The organism is Halomonas sp. SL18_1 (assembly GCF_055755715.1).
On record NZ_JBVTRK010000001.1, the window covers coordinates 174,682 to 189,162 of the forward strand.

11 protein-coding genes and 2 pseudogenes are annotated in these 14,481 nt (G+C 60.6%); 7 read left to right on the forward strand and 6 right to left on the reverse strand.

The annotated features are described in order from the left end of the window. The first annotated feature begins 193 nt into the window (after window positions 1-193). Window positions 194-640 carry a transposase gene (locus tag ACSJDS_RS00885; RefSeq protein WP_473031721.1) on the forward strand — a complete coding sequence of 149 codons (447 nt, stop codon included), beginning with the start codon at window positions 194-196 and terminating at the stop codon, window positions 638-640. A gap of 74 nt (window positions 641-714) precedes the next feature. On the opposite strand, the gene ACSJDS_RS00890 is transcribed toward ACSJDS_RS00885, so the two are convergent. The 5 genes from ACSJDS_RS00890 to ACSJDS_RS00910 all read right to left on the reverse strand — a co-directional run bounded on the left by ACSJDS_RS00890 (window position 715) and on the right by ACSJDS_RS00910 (window position 4,317). After that, window positions 715-897 carry a helix-turn-helix transcriptional regulator gene (locus ACSJDS_RS00890; protein ID WP_473031722.1) on the reverse strand — a complete coding sequence of 61 codons (183 nt, stop codon included), beginning with the start codon at window positions 895-897 and terminating at the stop codon, window positions 715-717. 432 nt (window positions 898-1,329) lie between these two features. Next, the gene (locus ACSJDS_RS00895) at window positions 1,330-2,037 is read right to left on the reverse strand and encodes a hypothetical protein (RefSeq protein ID WP_473031723.1); all 708 of its coding nucleotides are present in this window, start codon (window positions 2,035-2,037) and stop codon (window positions 1,330-1,332) included. Between the two features lie 189 nt (window positions 2,038-2,226). Beyond that, the gene (locus ACSJDS_RS00900; RefSeq protein ID WP_473031724.1) at window positions 2,227-2,832 is read right to left on the reverse strand and encodes a hypothetical protein; all 606 of its coding nucleotides are present in this window, start codon (window positions 2,830-2,832) and stop codon (window positions 2,227-2,229) included. Next, on the reverse strand, window positions 2,826-3,698 hold the full coding sequence (locus ACSJDS_RS00905; RefSeq protein WP_473031725.1) for a TIGR04255 family protein: 873 nt from the start codon (window positions 3,696-3,698) through the stop codon (window positions 2,826-2,828). Before ACSJDS_RS00905 ends, ACSJDS_RS00900 begins: the two co-directional genes overlap by 7 nt. A gap of 370 nt (window positions 3,699-4,068) precedes the next feature. Beyond that, window positions 4,069-4,317 carry a hypothetical protein gene (locus ACSJDS_RS00910; protein ID WP_473031726.1) on the reverse strand — a complete coding sequence of 83 codons (249 nt, stop codon included), beginning with the start codon at window positions 4,315-4,317 and terminating at the stop codon, window positions 4,069-4,071. Window positions 4,318-4,543: 226 nt separating this feature from the next. Between ACSJDS_RS00910 and ACSJDS_RS00915 the strand changes: the two genes are divergently transcribed. The 3 genes and pseudogenes from ACSJDS_RS00915 (at window position 4,544) to ACSJDS_RS00925 (ending at window position 8,368) form a co-directional block, all read left to right on the forward strand. Next, complete coding sequence (locus ACSJDS_RS00915) at window positions 4,544-5,743, forward strand: saccharopine dehydrogenase family protein (RefSeq protein ID WP_473031727.1); 1,200 nt, start codon at window positions 4,544-4,546, stop codon at window positions 5,741-5,743. 3 nt (window positions 5,744-5,746) lie between these two features. Next, a complete protein-coding gene (nspC, locus tag ACSJDS_RS00920) occupies window positions 5,747-6,913 on the forward strand; it encodes a carboxynorspermidine decarboxylase (protein ID WP_473031728.1) in 1,167 nt (388 codons plus the stop codon). A 160-nt stretch (window positions 6,914-7,073) separates the two neighbouring features. Then, window positions 7,074-8,368 (forward strand): annotated as a pseudogene (locus ACSJDS_RS00925) (aspartate kinase). Window positions 8,369-8,438: 70 nt separating this feature from the next. Here ACSJDS_RS00925 and gap read toward each other — a convergent pair. Next, window positions 8,439-9,461 (reverse strand): type I glyceraldehyde-3-phosphate dehydrogenase, encoded by a 1,023-nt coding sequence (gap, locus tag ACSJDS_RS00930; RefSeq protein WP_473031729.1) that lies wholly within the window; start codon window positions 9,459-9,461, stop codon window positions 8,439-8,441. A gap of 327 nt (window positions 9,462-9,788) precedes the next feature. Here gap and pyk point away from each other — a divergent pair. The 3 genes and pseudogenes from pyk (at window position 9,789) to ybiO (ending at window position 14,385) form a co-directional block, all read left to right on the forward strand. After that, window positions 9,789-11,290, forward strand: a pseudogene (gene pyk / locus ACSJDS_RS00935) (pyruvate kinase). Further along, the gene (locus ACSJDS_RS00940; protein ID WP_473031730.1) at window positions 11,283-11,762 is read left to right on the forward strand and encodes a methylglyoxal synthase; all 480 of its coding nucleotides are present in this window, start codon (window positions 11,283-11,285) and stop codon (window positions 11,760-11,762) included. The pseudogene pyk and the gene ACSJDS_RS00940 overlap by 8 nt, the downstream one beginning before the upstream one ends. A 298-nt stretch (window positions 11,763-12,060) precedes the next feature. Beyond that, window positions 12,061-14,385, forward strand: a complete 2,325-nt coding sequence (ybiO, locus tag ACSJDS_RS00945) for a mechanosensitive channel protein (protein ID WP_473031731.1) — start codon at window positions 12,061-12,063, stop codon at window positions 14,383-14,385. Window positions 14,386-14,481: the final 96 nt, after the last annotated feature.

Below are 14,481 nucleotides of genomic sequence, written 5' to 3' on the forward strand. Positions count from 1 at the left end.
AGGACTACTACCATAGCTTCAGCCAAGGCATCCGTATTGAATGCCTTTGGATGTCTACCACCGGGTGCCATGCTTCTCATGAGTCGCCAGATGCGTTAAACTGAGATCCTACACACAACACTGTACCTAACATTACCACGTACATTTAGTGTTCAGAGAAGCCCGTATGTCTCGCATGTCTGGAGAAAGATGTATGGCCCCACCACGCCGCTTCAGCGCCATTGCCAAACGACGCAACGTGGAGGAAATCGATCGTCTTATCAGGTCGGGACGGAGCATTCGACAAGCCTGTCTTGGAGTGGGAATTCACCCCAATCAATTCCACAAATGGAAAGGTCAGCTAGAAGACTACAAAAATGGAGACAGCACCGCGTTTGAGGAGAAATCAAAAAGGCCAAAAACGCTAGCTCGAAAGACACCAGAAGAAGACGCTCAGATTATAATCAACCTTGCCAGGTCAGGCGCATATAGTTCCGCGAATGCCATAACTCAAGAAGCAAAGAACATCTTAGGACGCTCCATCACAACAGGAACCATTATTAAGATCCTGGAAGCATCCGGAGATTATGGATTCATTGAAGTAAAAGACAAGAATGGGAAGGTTGTAAAAAGAAAGGCAGGGCTCATTAAAAACCCTTAGCCCTCGGTATGCCGTATTTCTATCTCCTGTGCAATTGACGAACAAGCCAACCAAACAGAGCTTACATTTTCAGTTCAACGAGAAGCTGCAATCCGCGACTCTATCCACTCTTGGATATCTTCTTCAACCCACGCCACAGCACGCGGCCCAAGCTTAATAGGCTTAGGGAATTCGCCTTTCGCAATCAGACGATATAGTGAAGTATTACTTAACGCTGTTCTCTCCAGCACAGCCCTTTTTCTGATCAGCATTTGCATCTACTACAGCTCCTATGATGTCAGAGAATGGGAGCAAGCCTCACTCCTCTAAACTCTGAGGATCACATGCTATAGCAGTAGCACTTCCTTGTCAGCCTTGGACCGGGTGGCAGAAATAATTTTTCATTCAAATGGAGAGTTTACCCCTTAATAGTTACATTAGGAAACGTTAGCCATCTGGCAAGACAGGCCTTCAGACTCCCCAGACTTCATGAGAAAACTTATAGACTATAAGTCAATATTCCCTACAATATAAATTCCACGTTAATAACAATGCCATGACAAACAAGGAAAACTGAACATGAGAGCGATTACTTAGATAAAGGACCATGTCTTAATATTATAAGAACTATGGACGGCTATAGGATGACACGTCGATACTATAGCCGAACCACACAGGAACTTACAACAATGGCACATAGTATCAGCAGGCTAATACTCACCATCTACGTCAACATCACCATCTCTAAGAGAGAGGTAATCTAGATTAATCTTCATATGCTGAGAAATGAAAGCCAAAGTGACATTTTTAGGGTAACCGACAAACGCACCCTGGCCCCAAATTTCGTAACCAGACTGGTCCGACAACAGATGACATTTATCTTCGATTAAGTCCATGACTGCAGAATACATGTCATTACTAGCATCGTCATGAAGTAGTGCGAAAATTGAAAATACGTAACTATCCTTCTCCTCCAGCGAATCAAGATAGATATACAGTGCTCTTACACAGCTCCGAGCTCCATCTAACTTGAAATTTTCTTTCTCCAATTCAACTTGTATATCTCCAAGCACAGGGAGGTAATGATGGCAAAACTGATCTGGCAGCCCTGGTCTAAGATACCTAGACGTTCTCCATCTAATCAAGGACTCTCTATTTTCGTCACTCAACTCATATATCGCCCCACGGTGATCTTTATATGCTGCATACAAGTCTTCCTTGCTAACGTGGATTATTAAGTTTGGCTTTGTCTCATACCATGAAGAGTTAAAGTTCAGCTGCAACCTTCTAACACTTTTTGCATAAGCCACCCCATCCGAGACTTTTCGTACTGGAAAGAATACAGCAACTTCAATGCATGGGTCGTCAGAATCGCTGGCACAAGAAATATCACAATCCTGAGAAAGCACAGCGAGCACATAGGTGTCTTTAATCTTATTTTTTGCATTAACATGTCTATACTTCCCGATGCTTCGAGAGTCTATCCATGTATCTCTTTTTCTTGCGATACTACAGATGGGTCAAGACAGCAACCTTGCCTAACGTTAAGCTCCCCAAGAAGCCTTTTACCAAAACTCTCCTGACACCCTTCCATACAAACTTCCTTTTTAAGCCTGGAGAGTTAGATCGTCGAGCGTTCTTTGCCCGTGCACTCCATCAGATGTAGATGGCTGCGACGACAAATTAATTGTACTAGCTATAGCCTCCGCCGTTGCAACGATCTCATCCAAATCAAAATAATCTTCTTCCAGCAATTGGAATAATGTCTTCCCGTTATATGAATAATTTTTAACCAAGGAGCCTGCTGGAACGTCAAAAATTTCTGAAATACTTACTGCAGCTGCATAAATTTCGTCGACCCTGCGCCTCACCGCCTGCTTCTCAGGTCCAGATTTCTCTGGGTCTAAATAATTGTAGATTGTCTGCCTTGAAACACCCAAAAGTTTACCCAAGTCACCATTAGAAATACCTGTCTTAGACCTTATCTCTTTGACTTTATCTTGGTAACTAAGCGCTTTACCGAATAACCCTTTAACTGGCAGAGCTGTTGAAAAAGGAACCCAATCACTTCCTTGGTCGATCTTAGCCTCAAACGCCCTTTCGTACTCATACCGCTCATCGAACGGAGTGATTTCATTATCTTCAATGAAGTTTGAAGATGCGAGTGAAATTGGCAGCATTATCGCTGCAGCATATACGTTCGTGTTCAACATAACTCACCCCTCCTGAATGTCATACTCTTTTTTGCTATCTCAGAAAGTGTGCTCCAAAAAATATCGCTAGTTGGCTTATGTAAATCCCTAATTGTTTCCATTAATACATCTTTCTGGTATTTGGGACTTGCCTCAAATGTATGGACATGCTTAATATCAAACACAGCATAGTTTTTTTCTCCAAGATTTTCCCATGCGTCCTTTTTGGGGAGGCGCATTGCACAGCGCTTATCTTTTTCCATCAAGTCGATAGGCAGAAGCTTAATTACTCGGCCATTTCTTGGTGAAACTTCTTCCATTTCACTAATCAAGTATGAACACTCACTGGTCTTAGTAAAATATGAAATTTTGCTCGACTTCTGAAGATCATTATCTAACGGAACGCTCACCGGCTTAAAGTTATCTAAGAAGTCTTCTAACACATAGCCATTCGTGGGAGTTATAGCATCCACATAGCGAAGGGTTATGCTCTTCATAAGACAACTTCTAAACTGGCTTGAGTATTCCTCCATCGCTCTCACTACTGATTCGAATACCTCAAAGAAGCGCTCATGCCCATGATAGTCACTAGTCTTGAAAATGAGCTTATCACTGTTAATTTCAACTATGCTCATTTCTTTAGAGGCACGAAATACTGTTCTTTTAACAGAAGAGCTCTTCGTCAAGAGCTGATTCGTTTTGGTGTCTATCTGATGCTCAGTAATATTATAGTTAGACTCTATCAGATCCTCATGACCTAATCGTATCATGCTATCATGAAGGCTAGTCACATCCTCCTCGATAAGTCGATCAAGCTGAGATAGGCTTGAGAATTCGAATGTAAGCACAGCATGCACCAGAGGCGCATCGCCAAGTTTTCTATTCATTTCAATGACTTACCATTTTGGTGTGTGATGGGCTTACTCTGATTTTACACTATTTTTGACATCCTGGCTGTGTGGTGTATGCCTCATCAAGTGAAAATGATGCTAAACAGCTTGAGATTGCCATCTGATTCGAGGTCTATCGTGTCCATGAGTAGTGGGCTGGCTATCCAACGCATCCGGGGGCACATTAGGGGGCATGCAAATCATACACAGAAAAAAGCTCTTTTAGAAACAACTACTTATACCCTAAATTCGGTAGACGCCGCCTCCACCAATCAAGCAAGCGAATCAAGCACCTACGGGTGCTTTTTTCGTTTCTTGGCACCAGCCTGCCGCCAGCGCGACAGCGAACGGCTGGGCCCTGGGCAACTCACACGAGCTCGGAGTCGTCGGTGCGCACGATCACCGCGTCGTCCCCGCCCGGCACCCGCACCGAGAATTCGCCTCCGCCCAGGTGGGTCACGGTATGGCCATCCCGGGTCCTGAAGGAGGCCGGCTCCTCGCCCGTGGCGCCCGCATGCGGCAGGTCGCCGAGGTCCCGTGCGCTGACGTACATGTCGATGATGTACTCGCGGCCCAGCTCATCGAAGGCCATGATGGTCTTTTCATGCTCCAGCACCTTGGCACCCTCCTCACGACATCTGCACTTTAGTCTAACACTTGACGCGAAAAGCACTTGCGAGCAGCCTCAGGGGGGGCCATTATCTGCGCCCATTCGCCGGGCCTGAGACAGGACCTGGGCGAGAGCGAGACCGGGGTGGCATCGGGTCGGGGTGCGCTGTCGCGGCCCACTACCGATAAGACCCTACCACTATTGAATTTTCCCGATCTGGATCCGAACCCCCATGAGCAAAGTCCTGATTGTCGGCGCCGGTGGCGTCGGTGGCGTCGTCACCCACAAGTGCGCCCAGCATCCCGAGGTCTTCAGCGAGATCCTGCTGGCCAGCCGCAACGAGGCCAAGTGCCAGGCCATCGCCGCCCAGTTGGATCGCCCGATCCAGACCGCCCAGGTGGACGCCGACAGCGTCGATGACCTGGTCACGCTGATCGAGTCGTTCCAGCCCGACGTGTTGATCCACGTGGCGCTGCCCTATCAGGACCTGACCATCATGGAGGCATGCCTGCGCACCGGCGTGCCCTACCTGGATACCGCCAACTACGAGCACCCCGACGAGGCCAAGTTCGAGTACAAGGAGCAGTGGGCCTTCCAGGACCGCTACGCCGAGGCCGGCAACATGGCCACCCTGGGCTGCGGCTTCGACCCGGGCATGACCAACATCTACTGCGCCTACGCCCAGAAGAACCTGTTCGACGAGATCCACCGCATCGACATTCTGGACGCCAACGGCGGCGACCACGGCTACCCCTTCGCCACCAACTTCAACCCGGAGATCAACATTCGTGAGATCACCGCGAAGGGGCGCTACTGGGAGAAGGGCGAGTGGAAGGAGACCGCGCCACTGGCCGAGAAGCGCAAGTTCGACTTCGACGGCATCGGCGAGAAGGACATCTACCTGCTCTACCACGAGGAGCTCGAGTCCCTCAGCCAGAACATCAAGGGCCTGGAGCGCATCCGCTTCTGGATGACCTTCTCCGACAAGTACATCACCCACCTCAAGGTGCTCGAGAACGTCGGCATGACCCGCATCGAGCCGATCAAGGTCGGCGATGCCGAGATCGCCCCGCTGGAGTTCCTCAAGGCGGTGCTGCCCGACCCGGCCTCGCTGGGCCCGCGCACCAAGGGCAAGACCAACATCGGCATCATTGCCGACGGCATCAAGGACGGTAAGCGTCGCAAGGTGCATATCTACAACATTTGCGACCACGAGAAGTGCTTTGAGGAGGTCAAGTCCCAGGCGATCTCCTACACCACCGGCGTGCCGGCGGTGACCGGCGCCATGCTGATGCTGGAAGGCATCTGGAAGGGCAAAGGCGTGTTCAACGTCGAGCAGCTCGACCCGGACCCCTTCATGGCGCGCATCGGCGAGATGGGCCTGCCCTGGCAGGTGGTCGAGCTCGACCCCGACCACGACCCGCTGGCCTGAGTCATGGCGAACGCACGCGAGCAGGGCCTGGACTTTAATGTCCGGGCCTGCCCCTCACCGGCCTATGTGGTGGACGACGCCCTGCTGCGCAAGAACCTGGAACTGCTCGGACAGGTTCAGGCGCGCAGCGGCGCGCGTATCCTGCTGGCGCTGAAGGGCTTCGCCATGTGGGATACCTTCCCGCTGGTGCGCCAGTACCTGGTGGGCACCACCTCCAGCGGCCAGGACGAGGCGCGCCTGGGAGCGGAGGCCTTCGGCGGCGAGGTGCACTGCTACTCGCCGGCCTTCACCGAGGAGGAGATGGCGGTGGTGCTGCGCTACGCGGACCACCTGAGCTTCAACTCCCCGGGCCAGTGGCGGCGCTTCCGCGAGACCATCGCGGACGCGCCGCGCCGGGTCTCCTGCGGACTGCGGGTCAATCCGGAGCACTCCACCGGGGCGGTACCGCTCTACGACCCCTGCGCGCCGGGCTCGCGGCTCGGCACCCGGGCCAGGGACCTGGCGCCGGCGGATCTGGAGGGGCTCGAGGGGCTGCACTTTCACACCCTGTGCGAGCAGAACAGCGACGACCTGGAGGCGACCCTGGCGGCCTTCGAAGCCAAGTTCGGCCACTATCTGGGCAGCCTCAAGTGGGTCAACTTCGGCGGCGGCCACCATATCACCCGCGACGACTACGACGTCGAGCGGCTGGTGCGGCTGGTGCGCGACTTCAAGGCGCGCCATCCGCACCTCACCGTCTACCTGGAGCCCGGTGAGGCGATCGCGCTGAATACCGGCTACCTGGTCTGCTCGGTGCTGGATATCGTCGAGAATGACGGCCCCATCGCCATCCTCGACACCTCGGCCACCGCGCACATGCCCGACGTGCTGGAGATGCCCTATCGGCCGGAGATCATCGGTGCGGGTGAGCCGGGCGAGAAGGCCCACAGCTACCGGCTGGGCGGCCCCACCTGTCTCGCCGGCGACGTGGTCGGTGACTATTCGTTCGACCGGCCACTGGCGATCGGCGACCGCCTGGTGTTCACCGACATGGCCCACTACACCATGGTCAAGACCACCACCTTCAACGGCATCCGCCTGCCGTCGATCTGTCGCATCGACGAGTCGACCCGAGCGGTGCGAACGGTCCGGACCTTCGGCTACGTGGACTACATGCAGCGGCTGAGCTGATCGGCGCGCTTCGGCCACAACGCACTGCGAGCCCCTTCGGGGGCTCTTTTCGTTTCTGCGACGGCAGTTACATCCTGCCAGCCGTCGCTGTGGCAACGCCTTCCCCTCCCACCATTTTCCCGCAAGGTAGAGGCATAGCGATCCAGCAAGGGACCCTATCATGACACGTATCTACAAGTTCGGCGGCGCCTCCATCCAGGACGCCGACGCCATTCGCCATCTGGCCCACCTGCTTGGCAGCCACGACAGCCGCCCGCTGGCGGTCGTGGTCTCCGCCATGGGCAAGACCACCAACGGCCTCGAGGCGCTGCTGGCCGCCGCCCGCTCGGGGGCCGACGACGACTACCGCCAACGGTTCGACGCGCTCAAGGAGCACCATCTGAGCGTGGCCCGCGAGCTGCTCGGCGACGCCGCCGAGCCCGTGGCGCAGCGCATCGGCACCCTGTTCGACGAGCTTCATGCGCGCCATCAGCGCTACCGGCAGGAGGCATACTCGCTCCACTACGATCAGACCGTCTGCTTCGGCGAACTGCTGTCCACCCGCCTGGTGGCCGCCTGGCTAAACCACTGCGGCATCGCCACCGAGTGGTGCGACGCCCGCGAGCTGATCGTCACCGACAACCGGCATCAGGCGGCCAACATCGACTGGGAGACCACCGCCGAGCGGCTGCGCTCGCTCAACCTCGACGACGGCAGGCTGTGGATCACCCAGGGCTTCATCGGCGGCACCCGCGAGGGGCTCGCCACGACCCTGGGCCGCGAGGGCTCGGACTTCAGCGCCGCCATCCTCGCCCACTGCCTCGACGCCGAGGACGTGACGATCTGGAAGGATGTCCCGGGGTGTTCAATGCCGACCCGCGACGCTTCGACCATGCCGTGCAGCTCGCGCGTCTCAGCTATGCCGAGGCCGTCGAACAGACCTGGTACGGCGCCAAGGTCATCCATCCCCGCACCCTGGCACCGCTGCAGCGCAAGGGCATCCCGCTGATCGTGCGCTCCTTCGTCGACCTCGACGCCCCGCCCAGCCACATCGGCCCCGAGCCGGGCGAAGGCGACCGACGCCCGGCCTTCATCCTGCGCGACGACCAGCTGCTGATCGATATCCAGCCCAGCGACTTCAGCTTCATCGACGAGTCGCGCCAGGCCGATATCCTCACCCGGCTTGCCGCTGCCGGCCTGCATGCCAACCTGCTCGACGTCGAGGCCATGCGCCTACGGCTGGTGGTCGACCACAAACCCGAGCCCCTTGAGTCGCTGCTCTCCGACCTGGCCCAGGACTACACGGTGACCACCCAGCGCGACCTGGCGCTACTCACCGTGCGCCATTACAGCGATGCCCTGCTCGCCGCCCTAAGCGAAGGGAAGACGGTGGTCGCCGAGCGGCGCAACGCCAGCACCGCCCAGCGGCTGTTCTGGCGCCACGAGTGCCCGGCAACCTGGCAAATTCCCGGCTGACCCCTCGCCATCCGACACGGCGCCGCCCGACCTCCTCGTGGGCGGCGCTCACGGCAAAGCGGCTTCCCCCTCAGGCCACCGCACGCTTGGCCTCGGCCGCCGCCTGCATGGCCAGGGCGGTGTCGAGCATGCGGTTGGAGAAGCCCCACTCGTTGTCGTACCAGGCCATGATCTTGACCAGGCGGCCATTCACCCGGGTGTGATTGGCATCGAAGGTGGAGGAGTTGGGGTCGTGGTTGAAATCGATGGAGACCAGCGGCTGAGCGTTGACCGCCAGCACCGGGGACGCTTCGGCGGCCTTGGCCACGATGGCGTTGATCTCTTCCTGGGAGGTATCGCGGCTGGCGGTGAACACCAGGTCGACCAGGGAGACGTTGATCACCGGCACCCGCACGGCTAGGCCGTCGAACTTGCCGGCCAGCTCGGGCAGCACCAGCCCCACGGCGGCGGCGGCCCCGGTCTTGGTGGGAATCATCGAGTGGGTGGCGCTGCGCGCCCGGTAGGGGTCGCTGTGGTAGACGTCGGAGAGGTTCTGGTCGTTGGTGTAGGCGTGCACCGTGGTCATCAGGCCGTTCTCGATGCCCACGCTCTCGCTGAGCGCCTGGGCGATCGGCGCCAGGCAGTTGGTGGTGCAGGAGGCGTTGGAGACCACCCGGTGCTCAGCGGTAAGCACGTCCTCGTTGACCCCGTAGACCACGGTGGCGTCGGCGTCCGGGCTTGGCGCGGAGATCAGCACCCGCTTGGCACCGGCCTCCAGGTGCTTGGCGGCGGCGTCACGCTTGGTGAAGAGCCCCGTGCACTCCATCACCAGATCGACCTCCAGCGAAGTCCAGGGCAGCGCGGCCGGGTCGCGCTCGGAGAGGATGGCGATGCGGTCGCCGTCCACGCTCAGGCTCTCCTCGTCGTGCTCCACCTTGAAGGGGAAGTGGCCATGCACGGTGTCGTGACGCAGCAGGTGGGCGTTGAGCGCCGGATCCCCCAGGTCGTTGATGGCCACCACCTGCACGCGGTTACGGTAGCCGTTTTCGTACAGAGCACGCAGCACGTTGCGGCCGATGCGACCGAAGCCGTTGATGGCAATCTTGAGCGTCATATCCTCTCTCCTCCAGAGCGTCTCTGAGTAGCGTTCCAAGGTAGGGCAGAGCCGGTGGGCAGAGATCGGGCATCGGGGATGCCGGCTGGGCAGCCTGCGGCTCTTGGTTATATGACCCACAATGTGACGCAAACCGCTCAGGGACTCAAGATTTTTTTAGTAACTTTACGACATAACCGCCTGGTCACTGCATCACACCACCGCCCCCTCCTCTCCAGCCTTCTAGCATACAGGCTAGCAAATCCGATGCGCCGGGCAAGGCGACAGGGCGCGACAGGCGCCCACAATAATGTAGTAAACTTACCATGAAGCCGGTATCGTTGTAGTCTGACGACATCCCCCTTCTCAAGGAGGCGCCAACATGCCGAACCAACTGCCGCATCCCCCATTCGCCGTACCAAGATCGTCGCCACCCTGGGACCCGCCAGCGACCGCGACGGCGTCCTCGAGGCGATGATCGCCGCCGGCGTCGACGTGGTGCGCCTCAACTTCTCCCACGGCGCCCCCGACGACCACCGCCAGCGCCTGGCCCGGGTCCGCGAGATCGCCGACCGCCTGGGCAAGAGCGTGGCCGCCCTGGGCGACCTGCAGGGGCCCAAGATCCGCATCGCCCGCTTCCGCGACGGCGCCGTTACCCTCCAGGAGGGCGCCCCCTTCATCCTCGATATGGCGCTCGATGGCGAGGCCGGCGACGACACCCGGGTCGGCTGCGACTACCAGGCGCTGGTCGACGACGTGGCCCCCGGCGACCGGCTGCTGCTCGACGACGGCCGCCTGGTACTCCAGGTCGAGCGCATCGCCGGCCGCGAGGTCCACACCACCGTCACGGTGGGCGGCAAGCTCTCCAACAACAAGGGCATCAACAAGCAGGGCGGCGGCCTCTCGGCCCCGGCGCTCACCGACAAGGACCGCGAGGACCTGGCGACCGCCGTGGAGATCGGCGTGGACTACCTGGCGGTGTCGTTTCCGCGCTCCGCCGCCGACATGGCCGAAGCCCGCGCGCTGCTCGGCGAGGCCGGGAAGGAGATCGGCCTGGTGGCCAAGCTGGAGCGTGCCGAGGCGGTGGCCGACGACGCCACCCTGGACGGCATCATCGAGGCCAGCGAGGCGGTGATGGTGGCCCGCGGCGACCTCGGCGTGGAGATCGGCGACGAGAAGCTGATCGGCACCCAGAAGCGCATCATCAAGCGCGCCCGCGCCCTCAACCGGGCGGTGATCACCGCCACCCAGATGATGGAGTCGATGATCGAATCCCCCTGCCCACCCGGGCCGAGGTGTTCGACGTGGCCAACGCCGTGCTCGACGCCACCGACGCGGTGATGCTCTCCGCCGAGACCGCCGCCGGCGACTTCCCGGTGGAGACCATCGAGGCGATGAACCGGGTCTGCCTGGGCGCCGAGCGGGAGCGGGTCGCCCAGGCCTCGGGCCACCGCATCCACGAGGGCTTCTCCCAGGTGGACGAGACCATCGCGCTCTCCGCCATGTACGCCGCCAACCACCTCCAGGGCGTGGCGGCCATTGCCTGCATGACCGCCACCGGCTACACGCCGCTGATCGCCTCGCGGATTCGCTCGGGGCTGCCCATCGTCGGCCTGGCCCACAGCCCCATCGCCCAGCGGCGCATGGCGCTCTATCGCGGGGTGGTCTCGCTGCCCTTCGACACCAGCGAGATGGCCCCCACCGAGCTCAACGCCCGGGCCCTGGCGCTGCTGGTCGAGCAGGGCGTGGCCGAGCCGGGGGATCGTGTCATCCTGACCCGCGGCGATCACATGAACGCCCACGGCGGCACCAATACCCTGAAGATACTCGAGGTGACGGATCATGACTGAGCAACGCCCACCGCGAACGGTGCAGCGCACCCTGCCAGCCCGCAAGCGCATTGCGCTGATCGCCCACGATGGCAAGAAGGAGGAGCTGCTGGAGTGGGCCGCGCGCTGGCGCGACACCCTCGCCGACCACGAGCTGACCGGCACCGGCACCACCGCCGGGCGGGTCGCCACGGCACTGGGACTCGATGTGGAGGGGCTGCTCAGCGGACCGCTGGGGGGTGATCAGCAGATCGGCACCCGGATCGCCGAGCAGCGCCTCGACCTGCTGATCTTCTTCTGGGACCCCTTCGCTCCTCAGCCCCATGACCCCGACGTCAAGGCGTTGTTGCGCCTGGCCGCGCTGTGGAACGTGCCGGTGGCCTGCAACGCCGCCAGCGCCGACTTTCTGATCAGCTCCCCCTGGCTGACAGAGGCCTACGAGATGACCATCCCCGATGCGGGCGCCTGGGTCTCGGCCCGCTCGAGCGACTAACCCCTCCCCCGGGTGCCGGACCTGACTGCCCGGCACCCAGCCCCACCCCTCCAGATCAGCCTGCGATGAACGCAAAAAAAGCCACCCGGGGGATGGGTGGCTGAAGTGTCGAGGATACTGCTTGGGGATTGATGCCAAGGGGATGGCACACCCTCAATATGACACAGCCTGCTAGCATTGTACAATCATTGCATAGGCAAAAACCGACGTGCGGTTCGTCGCTCGGCGGCAAAGCCCGTATCATGAGCCGGTGAAGCGCCGGCGCTTCCGCCCACACGCACGAGAAGGAGGTCACTGCGTGATCACGACGCGACTACTCCCCTGGCTCATCGGCTGCCTGCTGCTGGCCCTGATGGCCGCCACACCCGCCCTGGCGCAACCGGCCGAGCCTGCCAACGGCCCGGCCTACTCGACCCTGGCCGACCTGCTCGAGGACGAGACGACCCGCCAGCAGCTGATCGACCAGCTGCGCCAGCAGGCCGGGGACTCTCCGGCTACCGAGGCCACGCCCCCCAGTGGCCAGGAGCCCGAGGAGGTATCGCTGCCCAGGCAGCTGGCCGAACTGACCAGCCGCGTGGTCAGCGATATCGGCGGCGAACTGCAGCACCTGGCCGGCATCGTGACCGGCATCTTCAGCCCCGACGAGGAGGCCGTGGCCTTCGACATGGCCGCTTTCACCACCGCGGCCATCAACCTGGGCCTGGTGATCCTCGCCACCTTCGTGCTGTTCGTCGGCTTCCGACGCCTGGCCAGGCCGCTGTTCACCCGCATCAGCGGCTGGTCGCTGCACGGCGACGGCCTCACCCCGGTGCTGCGGCTGGTGCTCTGCGTCGCCCTGGCGGCGGTCATCGACGTGCTGGTCGTGGCGCTGGCCTATGTGGGCGGCAACCTGATCGCCACCTTCGCCGTGGGCGAGACCGGCGAGCTCTCCACCCGCGCTTCGCTGTTCCTCAACGCCTTCCTGGTGATCGAGCTGCTCAAGGCCGCAGTGCGCATGCTGTTCTCCTCGCGCTACGAGGGGCTGCGTCTACTGCCGATCTCGGCCGCCGAGGCCTCCTACTGGAATCGCTGGCTGGCCCGCCTGATCGGCCTGGTGGGCTACGGTCTGATGGTGGTGGTGCCGCTGACCAACTTCTACGTCTCGCCGGCCCTGGGGCAGGGCGTGGGCACCCTGATCATGTTCGGCGCCTTCTTCTATGCGGTCGCCGTGGTGCTCAAGAATCGCACCCGCATCCGCGACAACATCGACGAACTGGCGTCCCGCAGCGGCTTCACCGCCACCCGGGTGACGCTGCAGCTGTTCGCCCGCACCTGGCACCTGTTTGCGCTGGTCTACTTCCTGATGGTGCTGGTGCTAACCCTGACCCGGCCGGCGGACGCCCTGCCCTTCGTGCTTACCGCCACGCTCAAGACCCTGGTGGCGGTGGTGGCCGGGATCCTGGTCTCGACCCTGCTGACCCAGACCATCGGCCGGCGCATCCGCCTCTCCGACGACCTGCGGCGCAAGCTGCCGCTGCTCGAGCCGCGGCTCAACGCCTATGTGCCCAACATGCTGCGCGCCCTGCGCACCCTGATCCTGATCGCCGTGGCGATGCTGGTGCTCGACGCCTGGGGCGCCTTCGACCTGGCCGGCTGGTACGCCTCCGAGCCGGGCCGCGGCCTGATCGCCAAGCTGGTCGGCGTCGCCATCATCCTGGTGATTGCCATCGGGGTGTGGATCGGGCTGGCCAGCCTGATCGAGCACAAGCTCAACCCCGAGACCGGCACCGGCGAGCCCTCGGCGCGCGCCAAGACGCTGCTGACCCTGTTCCGCAACGCCCTGGCGATTGCGGTGGTGACCATCACCACCATGATCGTGCTGGCCGAGATCGGCATCAATATCGGGCCGCTGATCGCCGGTGCCGGCGTGCTGGGTCTGGCCATCGGCTTCGGCGCCCAGAAGCTGGTCCAGGACATCATCACCGGGATCTTCATCCAGGTAGAAAACGCCATGAACACCGGCGACGTGGTCACCGTCGGCGGCGTCACCGGGGTCGCCGAACGGCTGAGCATTCGCTCGGTGGGCATCCGCGACCTCAACGGCACCTACCACATCGTGCCCTTCTCCAGCGTGGACACCGTCTCCAACTACATGCGCGAGTTCGGCTACCACGTCGGCGAATACGGCATCGCCTACCGCGAGAGCATCGACGAGGCGATCGTCGCCCTGCGCGAGGCCTTCGACGAGCTCGCCGCCAGCGACGACCACAAGATGAACATTCTCGCCCCGCTAGAGGTGGCCGGCGTCACGGCACTCGCCGACAGCTCGGTCAACATCCGGGTGCGCATCAAGACCGTGCCGGGCATGCAGTGGGCCGTGGGGCGCGCCTACAACCGCCTGGTCAAGCTGCACTTCGACACCAAGGGCATCGAGATTCCCTTCCCCCACACCACCCTCTACTTCGGGGTGGGCAAGGAAGCCGAGGCGCCACCCGCCAACCTGCGGGTCATGCAGCAGAGCTTCGATATCGACGGCCGCCCCGACGGACAACCGCGCTCCGCTGACCAGAGCCGCACCGGCGAGGAGGACCCGCGCGCCAAGCCCAACCCCGAGTTCAAGGGCGACTACGACGACGAGGTCTGAGCCCGGGCGGCCGGTGCCTGCCGGCTGCCCAGCCATCCACGCGAAAGGGGCGCCGTAGCGCCCCTTTCCATTTCCCCTTATCCGGTGCCCCGACGG

What these genes read in the sequence shown, in the direction of transcription:
- nspC (WP_473031728.1), top strand. Translation starts at nt 5,747, where the DNA reads ATGGCGAACGCACGCGAGCAGGGCCTGGACTTTAATGTCCGGGCCTGC.
- ACSJDS_RS00915 (WP_473031727.1), top strand. Translation starts at nt 4,544, where the DNA reads ATGAGCAAAGTCCTGATTGTCGGCGCCGGTGGCGTCGGTGGCGTCGTC.
- gap (WP_473031729.1), bottom strand. Translation starts at nt 9,461, where the DNA reads ATGACGCTCAAGATTGCCATCAACGGCTTCGGTCGCATCGGCCGCAAC.
- ACSJDS_RS00890 (WP_473031722.1), bottom strand. Translation starts at nt 897, where the DNA reads ATGCAAATGCTGATCAGAAAAAGGGCTGTGCTGGAGAGAACAGCGTTA.
- ACSJDS_RS00940 (WP_473031730.1), top strand. Translation starts at nt 11,283, where the DNA reads ATGACTGAGCAACGCCCACCGCGAACGGTGCAGCGCACCCTGCCAGCC.
- ACSJDS_RS00905 (WP_473031725.1), bottom strand. Translation starts at nt 3,698, where the DNA reads ATGAATAGAAAACTTGGCGATGCGCCTCTGGTGCATGCTGTGCTTACA.
- ACSJDS_RS00900 (WP_473031724.1), bottom strand. Translation starts at nt 2,832, where the DNA reads ATGTTGAACACGAACGTATATGCTGCAGCGATAATGCTGCCAATTTCA.
- ACSJDS_RS00885 (WP_473031721.1), top strand. Translation starts at nt 194, where the DNA reads ATGGCCCCACCACGCCGCTTCAGCGCCATTGCCAAACGACGCAACGTG.